Consider the following 15,276-nt stretch of genomic DNA (forward strand, 5'->3'; position numbering starts at 1 on the left):
GGACGCAGACTTGGGGCCCGCTACCGATGTGAGGTCCATCACATGCAAGTGCCCGGTCCCTTCGAATATGAACGCGCCACCAGCCTCGACCACGCCGTGGGTCTGCTGGACCGACTGGGGGAGGGGGCGTTCGTCGTCGCCGGCGGCCACAGCCTGCTGCCGATGATGAAGCTGCGCATCGCCAACCCCGAATACCTGATCGACATCAACGACCTGGCCGGCGAGCTGGGCTATCTCACGGTCGAGCCAACGCTGGCGCGGCTCGGGGCGATGACCCGGCACCGGGAGGTGCTCGACGATGCCGCACTGGCGCAGGTCTGCCCGATCTTCGCCGACGCCGAGCGGGTGATCGCCGACCCGGTGGTGCGCAATCGCGGCACCGTCGGCGGGTCGTTGTGCCAGGCCGATCCCGCCGAGGACCTGTCCACGGTCTGCGAGATCCTCGACGCGGTGGTGGTGGCCCGCGGCCCGTCCGGCCAGCGCGAGATCGACATCGACGACTTCATCCTCGGCCCCTACGAGACCGCCCTGACCCACAACGAGATCCTCACTGAGGTTCGGATACCGTTGCGGCACAACAGCTCCAGCGCCTATGCCAAGGTCGAGCGACGGGTGGGTGATTGGGCGGTCACCGCTGCCGGCGCGGCGGTGACCCTCGACGGCGACCGGATCGTCGCCGCGCGGGTCGGACTCACCGCCGTCAATGCCGACCGCGACGGACTCGCCGCCGTCCGCGAGGCCCTCCTCGGTGCCCCGGCCACCGAGGAGACGTTCGCCGAGGCGGGGCGGCTGGCCGCGCAGGCCTGCGAACCGGTCACCGACCAGCGTGGCACGGCCGACTACAAACGCCACCTGGCCGGCGAGCTGACCATCCGAACCCTGCGCAGCGCCGTCGAGCGGGTGCGCGGCATCCCCGAACCGAAGGGCAATTGACTGATGCATGTCACCATGACCGTCAACGGTGAGCAGGTCAGCGCCGACATCGAACCCCGCATGCTGCTGGTGCACTTCCTGCGCGACCAGCTGCGGCTGACCGGAACCCATTGGGGTTGCGACACATCCAACTGCGGCACCTGCGTGGTCGCGGTGGACGGCGACCCGGTCAAGTCCTGCACCATGCTCGCGGCAATGGCCTCCGGCCACGACATCCGCACCGTCGAGGGTCTGGCCGTCGACGGCACGCTGGACCCGGTGCAGGAGGGCTTCATGCAGTGCCACGGCCTGCAGTGCGGGTTCTGCACGCCGGGCATGATGATCACCGCACGGGCGCTGCTCGACCACAACCCCGATCCCACCGAGGATGAGATCCGCGAGGCCATCTCCGGCCAGATCTGCCGTTGCACCGGCTACACCACGATCGTGCGTTCCATCCAGTGGGCCGCCACGCATGCGACCGAGGGAGTGCAAGCGTGACCCCGGCCGAATCCCGGCTGCTCGCCCGGGAAGTCCACCGCCGGCCCGAGGACACCGCCGACAACGACCAAAAGCCCTGTGGCTACGGCCGGATGCTCCGCAAGGAGGATCCCCGGTTCATCCGCGGGCGCGGCAACTACGTCGACGACGTGCAACTGCCCGGCATGCTGCACCTGGCGATCCTGCGTTCGCCCTACGCGCACGCCACGATCAACAGCATCGACATCACCGCCGCTCAGGCCCATCCCAAGGTCAAGGCCGTGGTCACCGGCGCAGACCTGGCCGAGAAGGGGCTGGCGTGGATGCCCACGCTGTCCAATGACGTGCAGGCCGTGCTGGCCACCGACAAGGTGCGCTTCCAGGGGCAGGAGGTGGCGTTCGTCGTCGCCGAGGACCGCTATTCGGCGCGAGATGCCCTGGAGCTCATCGACGTCGACTACGGCCCGCTGGATCCGGTGATCGACGTCCGCACGGCGCTGGACCCGTCGGCCCCGGTGATCCGCACCGACCTGGACGGCAAGACCGACAACCACTGCTTCGACTGGGAGACCGGTGACGCCGCCGCCACCGAAGCGGTGTTCGCCCGGGCCGACGTCGTGGTCAAACAGGAGATCGTCTATCCCCGTGTGCATCCCGCGCCGATGGAGACCTGCGGCGCGGTGGCGGATCTGGACCCGGTGACGGGCAAGCTGACCCTGTGGTCGACCACCCAGGCGCCGCATGCCCACCGCACCCTGTATGCGTTGGTGGCTGGCCTACCCGAGCACAAGATCCGCATCATCGCCCCCGACATCGGCGGGGGGTTCGGCAACAAGGTGCCGATCTACCCGGGGTACGTGTGTGCCATCGTCGGCTCGCTGCTGCTGGGCAAGCCGGTCAAGTGGATGGAGGACCGCAGCGAGAACCTGACCTCGACGGGGTTCGCCCGCGACTACATCATGGTCGGCGAGATCGCCGCCACCAGCGAGGGCAAGATCCTGGCGATCCGCTCCACCGTGCTCGCCGACCACGGCGCCTTCAACGGCGTTGCCGCACCGGTGAAGTACCCGGCCGGCTTCTACGGGGTGTTCACCGGCAGCTACGACATCGAGGCCGCGTACTGCCACATGACCGCCGTCTACACCAACAAGGCGCCCGGCGGAGTGGCCTACGCCTGCTCGTTCCGCATCACCGAGGCGGTCTACTTCGTCGAGCGACTGGTCGACTGCCTGGCCCACCAGCTGAAGATGGACCCAGCGCAGCTGCGGTTGGCAAACCTGTTGCGCGCCGAGCAGTTTCCGTACACGTCCAAGACCGGCTGGGTGTACGACTCCGGCGACTACGAGGCCACCATGCGGCTGGCGATGGACATGATTGGCTACGAGCAATTGCGCGAAGAACAGGCCGAGAAGCGTAGGCGCGGGGAGCTGATGGGCATCGGCATGTCCTTCTTCACCGAGGCCGTCGGCGCCGGGCCGCGCAAGGACATGGACATCCTCGGCCTGGGCATGGCCGACGGTTGCGAGCTGCGGATCCACCCGACCGGCAAAGCGGTGCTGCGGCTTTCGGTGCAGACCCAGGGGCAGGGCCATGAGACGACCTTCGCCCAGATCGTCGCCGAGGAACTCGGCATCCCGCCCGAGGACATCGACGTGGTCCACGGCGACACCGACCAGACCCCGTTCGGTCTGGGCACCTACGGCAGCCGCTCGACACCCGTCTCGGGTGCGGCAGCGGCGTTGGTGGCGCGCAAGATTCGCGACAAGGCCAGGATCATCGCCTCCGGGATGCTGGAGGCCTCGGTGGCCGACCTGGAATGGGAGAAGGGTTCCTTCCACGTTAAGGGTGACCCGTCGGCGTCGGTGACCATCGCCGACATTGCCATGCGCGCGCACGGCGCCGGTGATCTGCCCGAGGGCATCGAGGGCGGTCTGGACGCGGAGGTCTGCTACAACCCGGAGAACCTGACCTATCCGTACGGCGCCTATTTCTGCGTGGTCGACATAGATCCCGGCACCGCGGTGGTCAAGGTGCGCCGGTTCCTGGCCGTCGACGACTGCGGCACCCGGATCAATCCGATGATCATCGAGGGCCAGGTGCACGGCGGCATCGTCGACGGCATCGGGATGGCGCTGATGGAGATGATCGCCTTCGACTCCGACGGCAACTGCCTAGGTGGCTCGCTGATGGACTACCTGATCCCGACTGCCGTCGAGGTGCCGCACCTGGAGACCGGCCACACCGTGACACCGTCGCCGCATCACCCGATCGGCGCCAAGGGGGTGGGGGAGTCGGCCACCGTCGGCTCGCCGCCGGCTGTGGTCAACGCCGTGGTGGATGCGTTGGCCCCGTTCGGTGTTCGGCACGCCGACATGCCGCTGACCCCGTCGCGGGTGTGGGAGGCCATGCAGGGCCGCGCCACTCCGCCGATCTAGCGCGGGCGACGATGAAGCTCACCGAGCGGGCCGAGCAGCTGCTGGACGAACGCACGCCGTTCGTGCACGCCACCGTCGTGCGTGCCCAGCCGCCGACCTCGGCGCGCGCCGGCGACGAGGCGATCCTGCTCGCCGACGGCACCATCGAAGGGTTCGTCGGCGGGCAGTGCGCCCAGAACTCGGTGCGCAAGGCGGCGCTGGGCGCGCTGCAGGCCGGCGAGAGCGTGCTGCTGCGGGTGCTGCCCGACGGTGACGTTCACTTCCCCGACTCGCCCGGCGCCGCCGTCGTCGTCAACCAGTGTCTGTCCGGCGGCGCGCTGGAGATCTTTCTGGCACCCCGGTATCCAGCGCCGCTGGTGCGGATCTGCGGCACCACGCCGATCGCGGACGAGCTGGCCCGGGTATGTGACCTGCTTGGGTACCAGGTCCGCCGCGACGGGGAGGGCGCATTCGACGGGGCAACCGCGGTGGTGATCGCCACCCACGGCGGTGCCGAGGCCGAGATGGTCCGTGCCGCACTGGATGCCGGCGTCGGCTACGTCGGGCTGGTGGCCAGCCGGGTGCGCGGCGCCTCGGTGCTCGACGCACTGGACCTCGACGAGCAGCAGCGAGCCCGGATCCACACCCCGGTCGGCCTGCCGATCGGGGCCAAGACGCCCGCCGAGATCGCGGTGTCCATCGCCGCGGAGGTGATCGCCGGAATCCGCCGCCACGGTGTGCCGGTGGCTCCGCAACCCGAGACGCACACGCTGGACACCGCGGTGGACCCGGTCTGCGGGATGACCGTCCCGGTGGGCGGCGACACCCCGCATGTCCGGGTCGGCGACCACGACTACTGGTTCTGCTGCCCCGGTTGCCGGAGCCGCTTTGAGCTGGCTCCGTGACATTCACCGACGTCTCCGACGTCATCCGCCGATTCGACGAGCACGGATATCTGCTCGACGTCGGCACCGCCTCGGCGTTTTACCTCGCCGCCACCTTGCAGCGTCCGCTGCTGCTGGAAGGCGAGCCCGGCGTCGGCAAGACCACTGCGGCGAAAACCCTTGCCGCGGTGCAGAACACATCACTGATCCGGCTGCAGTGCTACGAAGGCCTAACCGCCGCCGAGGCGCTCTACGACTGGAACTATCAGCGGCAGCTGCTGGCCATCCGGCTGGCCGAAAGCGGTAGCCGGGGCCAGCCGACGGCGATCGCGGAGGCGGATCTCTACAGCGAGGCCTACCTGGTCGAGCGGCCCATCCTGGCCTGTGTGCGCCACCGCGGGCCCACCCCACCGGTACTGCTCATCGACGAGATCGACCGCGCCGACGACGAATTCGAGGCGCTGCTGCTGGAGTTCCTCGGCGAATCGGCCGTCACCGTGCCCGAACTGGGCACCTTCGTGGCCGCGCTGCCCCCGGTGACGGTGCTGACGTCCAACCGCAGCCGCGACCTGCATGACGCGCTGCGGCGGCGCTGCCTCTACCACTGGATCGACTACCCGGAGCCGGCCCGGGCGGCGGCGATCGTGCGGCGCAGTGTGCCCGGCGCGACGGCCCCGCTGATCGAGCACGCCACCCAGTTCGTCAGCCGGGTAAGGGAATTGGATATGGATAAGCCGCCCGGCGTCGCCGAAACCATCGACTGGGTCGCCGCGCTGGTCGCGCTCGGAGTGGGCGAACTGGTCGACCCCGCGGCCCTGGCGGGGCTGAGCGCACTGGCCAAGACCCCCGACGACAGCGTGGAACTGCGCGAGGAGTTCCTGCACTACCGCACCGAACTGGCCACCGGATAGAGCCGGATAGAGGAGAACCCATGAAGATCGCCAACGAATTCACCGTCAGCGTCCCGATCGACCAGGCCTGGGAGGTGCTGACCGATATGGAACAGGTGGTCCCGCTGATGCCGGGTGCGCAGCTGACCGGTCACGACGGCGAGGATTTCCTCGGCAAGGTCAAACTCAAGGTCGGCCCGGTCACCAGTGAGTTCAGCGGCAAGGCGCACTTCCTGGAACGAGACCAGGCGCAGCACCGCGCCCTCATCGACGGCCGGGGTAAGGAGGCGCGGGGCACCGGCAACGCCGCGGCCGTGGTCACCCTGCAACTGCACGAGGCCGGCGATCGGACCCGCGTCACCGTCGACACCGACCTGAAGGTGGTCGGCAAGCTGGCCCAGTTCGGCAGCAGCATGCTCCAACAGGTCTCGGAAAAGCTGCTCGGGCAGTTCGTTGACGCGCTGGAGGCCAAGCTGGCCGGCGGCAAGCAACCGGCCGGGTCTGCCGAGCCGGAAACCCCGGCGGCCGAACCGAGTCCCGCCGCGGTCGCACCCAAGCCCGTCCCCGCGCCCGAGCCGGAGCCGATCGACCTGCTGCAGCTGGCCGGTGGCACGGCGGTCACCAAGTACGCCGCGGCGGGTGTCGCCGCCCTGGTGCTGGTGATCCTCATCCTGATCTTCCGGCGGCGGCACACCGAGTGAGCGCACCGGCGCTGCTGCGCGGGGTAGACCTGGCCGCCTTCGCGGCCGCGCTGGTCGCCCGCCTGCGCGCCGGCGGCCTCACGGTGTCGGCCAGCGGGCCGGCGGTCCTCGTCGCCGCGATGCGCGAGCTGGTGCCGACCTCGCGCACCCAGCTGTACTGGGCCGCGCGGCTGTCCCTGGTCAACCGCGCCGAGGATCTGCCGGCCTTCGACGCAGTCTTCGGGGCGGTGTTCGCCGACGCCGCCCTGCCGGTCGACCCGGTGGCGATGCGGGCGCAGCGCGCTGTCGCGGCCAGTCCCGTCCCGGCGGCCGGACGCCGGGCGGGCGGCGGCCCGGACACCGAAGGGCTGCCGTGGATCACCCGGCCGCCGGCACTGCGGGCCGCCGACCCGGTGGCACAGGCCGCCCCGATTCCCGACACCCTGCCCAGCCGGATCGTTGCCCGCGCCGAGGATCCGTTCGAGGAGTTCGACGACGCCGACCTCCGGTTGATCGGAAACTGGTTGGAGCAGATGGCCGCCCGCTGGCCGACGCGCCGCAGCATGCGCAGTGAATCCGACCGGCACGGCAAGCGCATCGACCTGCGCGCCACCATCCGGGCCTGCCGCACAACCGGGTGGGAACCGTTGGTCCTGGCCCGGACCCGGCCGCGCCGGCGCCCCCGCCCCCTGGTGCTGGTCTGCGACGTCAGCCGCTCGATGCAACCGTATGCGGGGATCTATCTGCATCTGATGCGCGTTGCGGCGGTGCGGCGGGCGGGCTTTCGTCCCGAGGTGTTCGCATTCTCGACAACCTTGACCAGGCTGACCTCGGTCATGGCACACCGGTCCCCGGAGACCGCGCTGGCACGGGCCAACGCCAAGGTCACCGATCGCTACGGCGGCACCCATCTGGGCCGCTCGGTCGCCGAGCTCCTCGCGCCACCGCACGGCAACGCACTGCGGGGTGCGGTGGTGATCGTCGCCTCCGACGGCTGGGACAGTGACCCTCCGGAAGTCCTCGATCATGCGCTGGCCCGACTCAAACGCCGTGCCGCACATCTGATTTGGCTCAACCCGCGCGCGGCGGCGCCGGGCTTTGAACCGCTGGCCGGTTCGATGGCCGCTGCGCTGCCGTACTGCGATGCCGTCCTGCCAGCACACTCCCTGGCCGGGCTTGGTGAATTGTTCGGCGTACTGGCGGCACTGTAGTCAGGACAGCACGGGCGCCGGCTGGGGCAGCGGACGCGCGCCGTCGGGTCGCAACCCGTCGAAGATGATGGCCAGATACCGCTGCCAGAGCAGCGGCGGTGGGGCGGTGAGGTTTTCGACGGCGTGAATCGGCGCGCACATCAGCAGGAAGATGTCGGCCTCGGTCACGTCGTCTCGGATGGCGCCCGATGTGCGAGCCCGGTCCACCAGCGTTTCGAGGTTCGCATGCAGGGCATCGCTTGCCTCGGCGACTCTGAGGTCGCCGTCGCTGGCCGACATCAGAAATGTCAGATCGTGTCGTTGACGTTGGTCGGCGGCGATGGTGAGGAACTCCAGCAGGGCCGCGCCGGCATCCGCGGAGTCCGCCAGCCTCCGCGCGGCCTCCGCGAGCACGGCGATATGCCCGCAGACGATAGCGGCTATCAGGTCCTCTTTCGCCGGGAAATGCCGAAACACGGTGCCCTTCGCTACCCCGGCACGGCGAGCGATATCGGCCACCGACGCCGTGATGCCCTGTTCGGCGAACTCCTCCTCGGCGGCGGCCAGCAACAAGGCGCGGTTGCGCGCCGCATCCGCACGGATCACGCGATCGGGGGGCGTCACCTGACGAGGCTATCAAGTTGACCGCTTGGTCATGTTGTGGAACTCTCAGCAGAACGTGACCGATTGGTCATATTAAGTCGAGACCCGTGGAGGGCAAATGAAGTTACGTGGAGCTACCGCGCTGGTCACCGGAGCGAACCGGGGAATCGGACACCACTTCGCCGTGGAGTTGCTGCAGCGGGGAGCACGCGTTTACGCGACGGCGCGTCGTCCCGAACTGGTGGACGTGCCTGGAGCGACGGTCGTCCGGCTCGACATCACCGACCAGTCCTCGGTCGATGCGATCGCCGCCCTGGCAACCGATGTGGACGTGCTGATCAACAACGCTGCCGACACCGCCGGCGGCAATCTGGTGACCGGAGACCTCGACGCGATCCGGTCGACCATGGATTCGAACTATTACGGCACGCTCGCGATGATCCGGGCGTTCGCGCCGATCCTCGCGCGCAACGGCGGCGGAGCCATCCTCAACGTGCTCTCGGCGGCGGCATGGAACACCGTCGACGGGAACACGGCCTATGCGGCGGCGAAATCGGCGCAGTGGGGGCTGACCAACGGCGTTCGGATCGAGCTGGCCGCCCAGGCAACGCAGGTAGCTGCGCTCGTTCCCGGGCTGGTGGGGACGCAGACCCTCTTCGACTTTGCCGCCCGCCACGGCATCGAATTCCCGGACGGCGCCGTGCAGGACCCGGCCGATCTCGTCCGGTTGGCGCTCGACGGCCTGGAACGCGGGGACACCGAAATCCTCGACCCGATGGCTATCGAGGCGAAAGCCAGCCTCGCCGGGCCGCCGCGCGCGTTCACCCTGTAGCGACGCTCAGAGGGACGGCAGCCCGGGTGACATCGACGACCTCATCCCGGGTGGGTCGATCTCATCCCGGGTGGGATCAGGGCACGGCCTTGTCCTGCGGCGCCGCGGCCAGGATCGGTCCGGACTCGGTGCCGTCGGTGGCCGCCTTGAAGCTGCCCTGGGTGCCGTCTGAGTCGACCGCTGCGCCGTCGTGGCCGCTGTCGCCGTCCTGTACGGCAAAGGTGACCGTGGGGCTGCTGGCGGAGGCAACGGCCATTCCGCCGAACATGCCGGCCAGGCCGATGGCGGCCGAGGCGGCGATTCCACTGAGGATGATCTTCATCAAAGCTGTGACCTTTCTGACGATCAGCGCAAACTATCGGTGCCTCCTGTGAGGACCGCTGTGCGTTACCTGGCAGTCAGCTTCGCGTGGTGGACGCGCGCTCCTGGTGCGTCGCCGGAGTGCGCGGCGCTACGAGGTTCCAGCAAGGCGTAAAACAGCCGCTGACCTGTGTGTCAATTCTTGACCGGTAGTGGGTGAAGCGGCGTTAGTCCGTCGGCTCCGGCGCCGTCTCGGCGACGCCGTTCTTGGCGTTCTTGCGGCGTTTGTACCACTCGATGATCATCGGGCTGATCGACGCCACAGCGATGAGGATGAAGATCGGCTCGAGCAGTTTCTGGACGATCTCGAACTGGCCCAGACCGTACCCGAGCAGCGGCAGGCCGACACCCCAGGCGATCGCACCGACGACGTTGAACGCCGTGAAGGTGGTGTAGCGCATGCGCGCCGCGCCGGCCGCGATGGGGGCCAGCGTCCGGACGATCGGCACGAAGCGGGCCAGCACGATCGCAAAGGGGCCACGCTGCTCGAAGAACAGATGCGCCTCATCCAGGTAGCGCTGCTTGAGGAAGCGGGCGTCCGGCTTGAACATGGCGGTGCCGACGAAGCGGCCGACGAGGTATCCGACCTGGCCGCCGAGGATGGCGGCAATGGGGATGAACACGAGCAGCTGCCAGAGCGTGAAGTTCGCTGCTCCAGCCTCGGTGGTGGCGGTGCCGGCCGCCAGCATCCCGGCCACGAACAGCAGGGTGTCGCCGGGCAGGACGGGGAAGAGCACCCCGGACTCGATGAACACCACCGCCAGCAAGCCGACCAGTGCCCAGGTGCCGAAGTGGTTGATCAACGTGACCGGGTCGAGGAAATCGGGCATGAGCGCGAGGCTGGTGCTCGTCATGAGGCCCGACCATACCGGTCGGTGTCCTGGACTTGCTGTGCTCGCCCCCGCTGGCGGCGCCGTGGCGGTCGCTCTTTGAGATACTTCTGCAGACACGCCGGATCTGCCGAGAGGAATGCCATGCCCATCGCCACCCCCGAGGTCTACGCGGAGATGCTGGGCCGTGCCAAAGAGCACTCGTTCGCGTTCCCGGCGATCAACTGCGTCGGCTCGGAGAGCATCAACGCCGCGATCAAGGGCTTCGCCGACGCCGGCAGCGACGGCATCATCCAGTTCTCGACCGGCGGCGCCGAGTTCGGTTCCGGTCTGGGAGTAAAGGACATGGTCACCGGCGCGGTGGCACTGGCCGAGTTCGCGCACGTCGTCGCCGCGAAGTACCCGATCACGGTGGCGCTGCACACCGATCACTGCCCCAAGGACAAGCTCGACACCTACGTCCGCCCGCTGCTGGCCATCTCGGCCGAACGGGTGGCCAAGGGCCAGAACCCGCTGTTCCAGTCGCACATGTGGGACGGCTCGGCGGTGCCGATCGACGAGAACCTGTCGATCGCCCAGGAGCTGCTCAAGCAGGCGGCCGCGGCCAAGATCATCCTGGAGATCGAGATCGGCGTCGTCGGCGGCGAAGAGGACGGGGTCGAGGCCGAGATCAACGAGAAGCTCTACACCTCCCCCGAAGACTTCGAGAAGACCATCGAGGCGCTCGGCGCCGGAGAACTCGGCAGGTACCTGCTGGCCGCGACCTTCGGCAACGTGCACGGCGTCTACAAGCCGGGCAATGTGGTGCTCAAGCCCGAGGTGCTGGCCGAGGGCCAGCGGGTGGCCTCGGCGAAGCTGGGCTTGCCGGAGGGCTCCAAGCCGTTCGACTTCGTCTTCCACGGTGGTTCGGGCTCGCTGAAGTCCGAGATCGAGGACTCGCTGAAGTACGGCGTGGTGAAGATGAACGTCGACACCGACACCCAGTACGCGTTCACCCGCCCGCTCGCCGCGCACATGTTCACCAACTACGACGGTGTGCTCAAGGTCGACGGAGAAGTGGGGAACAAGAAGGTCTACGACCCGCGCAGCTACCTCAAGAAGGCCGAGGCCGGAATGTCTGAGCGCGTGGTCGAGGCGTGCAACGACCTGCACAGCGCGGGCCGCTCGGTCTCGGCGGGCTAGCGGTTTCGGCGCGCTTTCGTTCGCTCAGCGGCGGTTAGCGCGCCGAAATCGCCCGTTGGACGAGGGCGAGGACGCGTTCGGGAAACTCGGTCAGGTCCAGCCAGGTGAAGCGCAGCACCTGGTAACCCGCCAGGACGAGGTCGTTCTGTTTCCTGCGGTCCCGCCCGAACGCCTCCGGATCGGTATGGAACGCGAATCCGTCGACCTCGACCACTACCTTCGCGGCGCGGAAGAGGACGTCGACCTCGTAACCGATGACCTTCTGGTTCGCCTTCCACCCGGAGACGCCGGAGGACGTCAGTAGCCGGGTGAACAATCGTTCGGCCGCAGACTTCGTGCCGTCGTCGGCCGCCTGCAGGAGCCGACGCGCAGCGGGGGACCCGTATCGGCCCGCGTTGCGGAGATGGGCTGCCCAGAGGTGGCGGAGTTCGGTGTGGCGCTGCAGAGCTTCGTCCATCAGCTTGGGCCCGCCGCCGCGGCGTGCCGCCGCCTCGATCGCCGTGAGCGGAAGCGTAGTGACGCGCAGTCCGCGGCGTTCGACGACGTCGAGGCGCGAGAGGTTGCGCCGCCGGACTCGAGATCCGGAGTGGCACCGGCCGTGGCTGTTGCGCGGCACCGTCACTTCGATGAGGTCGGGCGGGAATCGGGTCAGCTCAAGCCACCACGCTGCCGCCAGACCGCTCGCACACGCTGAGCGTCCGTAACCCCATACCGCCGCACGGACGCGAGCCGCGTCAGTGAACTGGCGATCGGCGACGAAGTAGACCCCCGCCGAGCACCGCCGCCAGTGCCCCGCGCGGACACGCCGTCGTACCGCTTGCTCGGAGAGGCCGACGTCGTTCGCCTGAGCCAAGGTGATGACGCCGTCATGGCGGCGCAGGAGATCGTTGAGCACGTGTATGGGACGTGCGCCGCGGCGCGGACGGTTCCGCACTCCGCGATTACGGCGCGCAAACCGCCGCTAGCCGAACGAAAGCGCGCCGAAATCGCTCTTAGGTCGACTGGCAGATCTTCCACTGGTTGTCGCGGAACTGCAGGTCGAAGCTGCGGGTCGAGCGGGTGGCGGGGTCGAAGGCCATGAACGAGGTGACATTGGCCTCGGCATGGTCGCCGTTGACGACGACCTCATCGATGCTGGCCACCACCGGGTATTGCCCGGCCGCCGCTACCCGTGCGTGCGTGTCCGACCAGGCGGCGTCGTCGTACTTGACGTAGCTGTCCCGGGTTTGGCCACACGTGATGCTGCGCAGCGTTGCCAGGTCGCCGGTCTGTACGGCGGTGTCGAAGCTCTGGATCGTCGAGCGCACCATGTCCTCCCGCGACGTGGTCGCGGAGTCGTTGCGGGTGAGCAGGATGGTCGCCAGGATCGCGATCGCGGCCAGCGCGGCGATCACCGCGATCACCGCGGCGACCAGGATCCAGCTGCGCCGGCGGGTGGCCGGCGGTCGCGGCGGGATGGCCTGCGGGCCGGTGCGTGGTGCTCGGCCGCTCACCGGGAACACCTCGGTGGGTGTGGAGATGATCTCGGTCTGTGGTTCCGGTGCGCGGTCGATGATCTGCGTCGACCCCGCATCGAAACCCGGTGCGGTATAACGACGTTCGGGCGACGAGTCGGCTGCCCCGATCACCTCGGTGGCCTCGTCGGTCTCCGGTGGCGGCTGCTCGCCGCCATCGGGGACGACGGGCGGGGTCGCGTCGTCGTGGTGAGGCCCGGAGGGGTTCGACATGGGGTGCTGCGGTCCTCCTCGAGTAATGGTGTTATCGACCCTAACCGTTGGGTCCGACCAATGGCTGCCGGTGCCACCGGCACAATAGGTCACATGACATCGTTTGGTGACCTCCTCGGGCCACAGCCCGTCCTGCTGCCTGGTGACCCGGAGGCGGAAGCCGAACTGGAGGCCGGCGAGCAGCCGGCGATCGTGGCCGCGGCCCATCCGTCCGCCTCGATCGCCTGGGCCTGCCTGGCCGAGGATGCCCTGGCCGACGACAAGGCGATCACTGCCTACGCCTACGCCCGCACCGGATATCACCGCGGGCTGGACCAGCTGCGCCGCAACGGGTGGAAGGGATTCGGGCCGGTGCCCTACCGCCACGAACCCAACCGCGGTTTCCTGCGGTGTGTGGCGGCCCTGGCGCGCGCCGCCGACACCATCGGCGAGACCGAGGAGTTCGCCCGCTGCCTCGATCTGCTCGACGACTGCGATCCGGCCGCGCGCGCTGAGCTGGGCTTGAGCTAACCCGACTCACCGGTCGTCGAGCAGCGATTGCCGCAGCTGGGCGACCTCGTCGGCCACGAACGACGGACCCGCCTGCGCGTCCTGGTCAGGCGCCCGGCCGACGCGCACCGCGGCAGCCAGCGCCCGCAGCTGCTCGATCGGGTCGTCCACCGGCCGACCATCGAACAAGGACCCGCCAAACTCGGCGGCGTCATCGCGGTGCTCGATGGTCCAGCAGGCCGCGATGGTCCGGTAGGCCACCTGCTCGGTCGCGGCCACCGCAGGCAACAGCCGATCCGCGGTCGAACGCTGCTGGGCAGAGCCGGCCCGCGCGGCGTCGTCGGACTCCATCAGCGCGATCGCCGCGACCTGCAGGTCCCGACGCGCGGCCCGGGCGGGCAGGCCCGCGGTGTCGCCAGCCGCGATGTGGGGCAGAACCGCGGCCGCCGCCTCCAGGGTGCGTGCGATCGCATCGGTGAGCCGGGTCGCCTCCTGCCGGCGGGTGGCCACCAGATAGACCGCGACAGCGACGGCGCAGCCGATCAAGGTGTCGACACCGCGTGCCAGCAGCAGCCGACCGATGTCGACGGCGTGCGTCCCCGACGCGATGGTCAATGCCGCCGTGGTGATGAAAACCGTTGCGAGAGCGTAATTGCGGACTACCAGCATCTCGATGGTGAACTGCAGCAGCGCCAGTAGCGGCGCCAGCCACAGGCCCTGCGGGTGCAGCAGCAGGATCGCCCCGGCCAGGCCGAGTCCCAGCCAGGTGCCCAGCAGCCGTTCGGTACCGCGGCGTAGGGTGCGGTCGCGGTCGGTGCCTTGATGCAGGACCAGTACCGCGGCGGCCATCGCCCAGTACGCGTGGTCGATGCCGAGGGCCATCGCCACCGCGCCGGCCAGTGGTACCCCGACGGCGACGCGAGCCATGATGTGACGGATGTGCGATCCCGGGCTGACGGCCCGGCGCAGCACGGTGAACACCGGTGGGCTGCCCAGCGGGATCCGATCGGGTTCCCGGGCGGCGACGGATTCCGGCTCCAACTCCAGGGCGCCGAGTCGCCGGGCGCGTTCGGCGGACTCCGGATCCGGGCCGCGCCCGTCCGTGGCGGCGGCGACGGCTTCGGTGAACAGCAGGTGCAGCGCATGGTTGGCGCCGCGAAGCCGGTGCAGGACGCCGCCGGCGGGTGCCGGCAGCGGCTGGTAATTGACCAGCACCCGCCACGCTCTGTGCAGCGCTATGGCGGCACGGTGGCGGGCGGCGCGTTCCTGCGGCGAGTCTGCGACCTCGATGTAGGTGGCGACGGCGTCGGCGGCGTCGGCGACCGCGGCGCGTTCGGGCCCGCGGAAATCCGCCAGCGCTCCGGCCATCTGCACCAGCCAAGCCGCCGCGCCGCCGCCCAACACCAACAGCCCGATGGTCACCGGTGCCAGCTGGGCTGCCGAAACGCCGATACCGGCAGCGCAGGCCACGACGAACACGTAGGCACCGGGCGGGCCGACGGCCAGGGCGTTGCACAGCCACACCGCCGCCACCGCGACCACCGACACCATCGCGACACCCGCCCACGGCAGCTGCGCCGACCAGTCGCCGAGGGCGACGGCCGCGGCCAGCGAGACCGCCACCGTGGCCAGCTCGATGCCGCGGTTGGCGTAGGGGCGATCGCCCCCGAAGCGGGCGGTGAAGCCGCCGAGGCTGGCGATCAGTCCGGCGCCGACTGCTCCGGCGGCCCAGCCCGCGACCACCGGTATCGCGGTGCTGAGCGCCGCGCGCAGGCCGATCGGCCAGCGCGGCGGGGTGCTCAA

Annotated in this window: 16 protein-coding genes; 10 read left to right on the plus strand and 6 right to left on the minus strand. The window is 69.3% G+C overall.

All coding sequences use genetic code 11. The features are described from left to right. Window positions 1-42 precede the first annotated feature (42 nt). Genes ADBZ9K_RS26060 through ADBZ9K_RS26090 form a run of 7 tightly spaced genes read left to right on the plus strand, consistent with a single transcriptional unit; the run spans window position 43 to window position 7,471 of the window. Window positions 43-933, plus strand: a complete 891-nt coding sequence (locus tag ADBZ9K_RS26060) for an FAD binding domain-containing protein (RefSeq protein ID WP_526625153.1) — start codon at window positions 43-45, stop codon at window positions 931-933. A gap of 3 nt (window positions 934-936) precedes the next feature. Continuing rightward, window positions 937-1,413: a (2Fe-2S)-binding protein gene (locus ADBZ9K_RS26065; protein ID WP_526625154.1), complete on the plus strand. Its 477-nt coding sequence runs from the start codon at window positions 937-939 to the stop codon at window positions 1,411-1,413. A 17-nt stretch (window positions 1,414-1,430) separates the two neighbouring features. Beyond that, complete coding sequence (locus tag ADBZ9K_RS26070) at window positions 1,431-3,827, plus strand: aerobic carbon-monoxide dehydrogenase large subunit (protein WP_526625643.1); 2,397 nt, start codon at window positions 1,431-1,433, stop codon at window positions 3,825-3,827. 11 nt (window positions 3,828-3,838) lie between these two features. Further along, a complete protein-coding gene (locus ADBZ9K_RS26075) occupies window positions 3,839-4,711 on the plus strand; it encodes an XdhC family protein (RefSeq protein WP_526625155.1) in 873 nt (290 codons plus the stop codon). Then, window positions 4,708-5,601 carry an ATP-binding protein gene (locus ADBZ9K_RS26080; RefSeq protein ID WP_526625156.1) on the plus strand — a complete coding sequence of 298 codons (894 nt, stop codon included), beginning with the start codon at window positions 4,708-4,710 and terminating at the stop codon, window positions 5,599-5,601. The genes ADBZ9K_RS26075 and ADBZ9K_RS26080 overlap by 4 nt, the downstream gene beginning before the upstream one ends. 20 nt (window positions 5,602-5,621) lie before the next feature. After that, a complete protein-coding gene (locus ADBZ9K_RS26085) occupies window positions 5,622-6,281 on the plus strand; it encodes an SRPBCC family protein (protein ID WP_526625158.1) in 660 nt (219 codons plus the stop codon). Then, window positions 6,278-7,471, plus strand: a complete 1,194-nt coding sequence (locus ADBZ9K_RS26090; RefSeq protein WP_526625160.1) for a vWA domain-containing protein — start codon at window positions 6,278-6,280, stop codon at window positions 7,469-7,471. The genes ADBZ9K_RS26085 and ADBZ9K_RS26090 overlap by 4 nt, the downstream gene beginning before the upstream one ends. On the opposite strand, the gene ADBZ9K_RS26095 is transcribed toward ADBZ9K_RS26090, so the two are convergent. Beyond that, window positions 7,472-8,074 carry a TetR/AcrR family transcriptional regulator gene (locus ADBZ9K_RS26095; RefSeq protein ID WP_526625162.1) on the minus strand — a complete coding sequence of 201 codons (603 nt, stop codon included), beginning with the start codon at window positions 8,072-8,074 and terminating at the stop codon, window positions 7,472-7,474. A gap of 97 nt (window positions 8,075-8,171) precedes the next feature. On the opposite strand from ADBZ9K_RS26095, the gene ADBZ9K_RS26100 reads away from it, so the two are divergent. Then, window positions 8,172-8,885, plus strand: coding sequence for an SDR family NAD(P)-dependent oxidoreductase (locus ADBZ9K_RS26100; protein WP_526625163.1), 714 nt, complete (start codon window positions 8,172-8,174; stop codon window positions 8,883-8,885). 76 nt (window positions 8,886-8,961) lie between these two features. Here ADBZ9K_RS26100 and ADBZ9K_RS26105 read toward each other — a convergent pair whose 3' ends face one another. Together ADBZ9K_RS26105 and ADBZ9K_RS26110 are read right to left on the minus strand one after the other, a co-directional pair. Then, window positions 8,962-9,207 (minus strand): hypothetical protein, encoded by a 246-nt coding sequence (locus tag ADBZ9K_RS26105; protein WP_526625165.1) that lies wholly within the window; start codon window positions 9,205-9,207, stop codon window positions 8,962-8,964. A 205-nt stretch (window positions 9,208-9,412) separates the two neighbouring features. Continuing rightward, window positions 9,413-10,099: a VTT domain-containing protein gene (locus ADBZ9K_RS26110; protein ID WP_526625166.1), complete on the minus strand. Its 687-nt coding sequence runs from the start codon at window positions 10,097-10,099 to the stop codon at window positions 9,413-9,415. A 120-nt stretch (window positions 10,100-10,219) separates the two neighbouring features. Between ADBZ9K_RS26110 and fbaA the strand changes: the two genes are divergently transcribed. Further along, entirely contained in the window at window positions 10,220-11,257 is a 1,038-nt protein-coding gene (fbaA, locus tag ADBZ9K_RS26115) for a class II fructose-bisphosphate aldolase (RefSeq protein WP_526625168.1), read from the plus strand. Window positions 11,258-11,291: 34 nt separating this feature from the next. On the opposite strand, the gene ADBZ9K_RS26120 is transcribed toward fbaA, so the two are convergent. Together ADBZ9K_RS26120 and ADBZ9K_RS26125 are read right to left on the minus strand one after the other, a co-directional pair. After that, window positions 11,292-12,152: a DUF559 domain-containing protein gene (locus ADBZ9K_RS26120; protein ID WP_526625169.1), complete on the minus strand. Its 861-nt coding sequence runs from the start codon at window positions 12,150-12,152 to the stop codon at window positions 11,292-11,294. A gap of 97 nt (window positions 12,153-12,249) precedes the next feature. Next, complete coding sequence (locus tag ADBZ9K_RS26125; RefSeq protein ID WP_526625170.1) at window positions 12,250-12,984, minus strand: Rv0361 family membrane protein; 735 nt, start codon at window positions 12,982-12,984, stop codon at window positions 12,250-12,252. Window positions 12,985-13,077: 93 nt separating this feature from the next. Here ADBZ9K_RS26125 and ADBZ9K_RS26130 point away from each other — a divergent pair, with 93 nt between their 5' ends. Beyond that, window positions 13,078-13,494 (plus strand): DUF3151 family protein, encoded by a 417-nt coding sequence (locus tag ADBZ9K_RS26130; RefSeq protein WP_526625171.1) that lies wholly within the window; start codon window positions 13,078-13,080, stop codon window positions 13,492-13,494. A 6-nt stretch (window positions 13,495-13,500) separates the two neighbouring features. Here ADBZ9K_RS26130 and ADBZ9K_RS26135 read toward each other — a convergent pair whose 3' ends face one another. After that, window positions 13,501-15,276 (minus strand): FUSC family protein, encoded by a 1,776-nt coding sequence (locus ADBZ9K_RS26135; protein WP_526625173.1) that lies wholly within the window; start codon window positions 15,274-15,276, stop codon window positions 13,501-13,503.

This window comes from Mycobacterium sp. (assembly GCF_965229265.1).
Taxonomy (GTDB): Bacteria; Actinomycetota; Actinomycetes; order Mycobacteriales; family Mycobacteriaceae; genus Mycobacterium.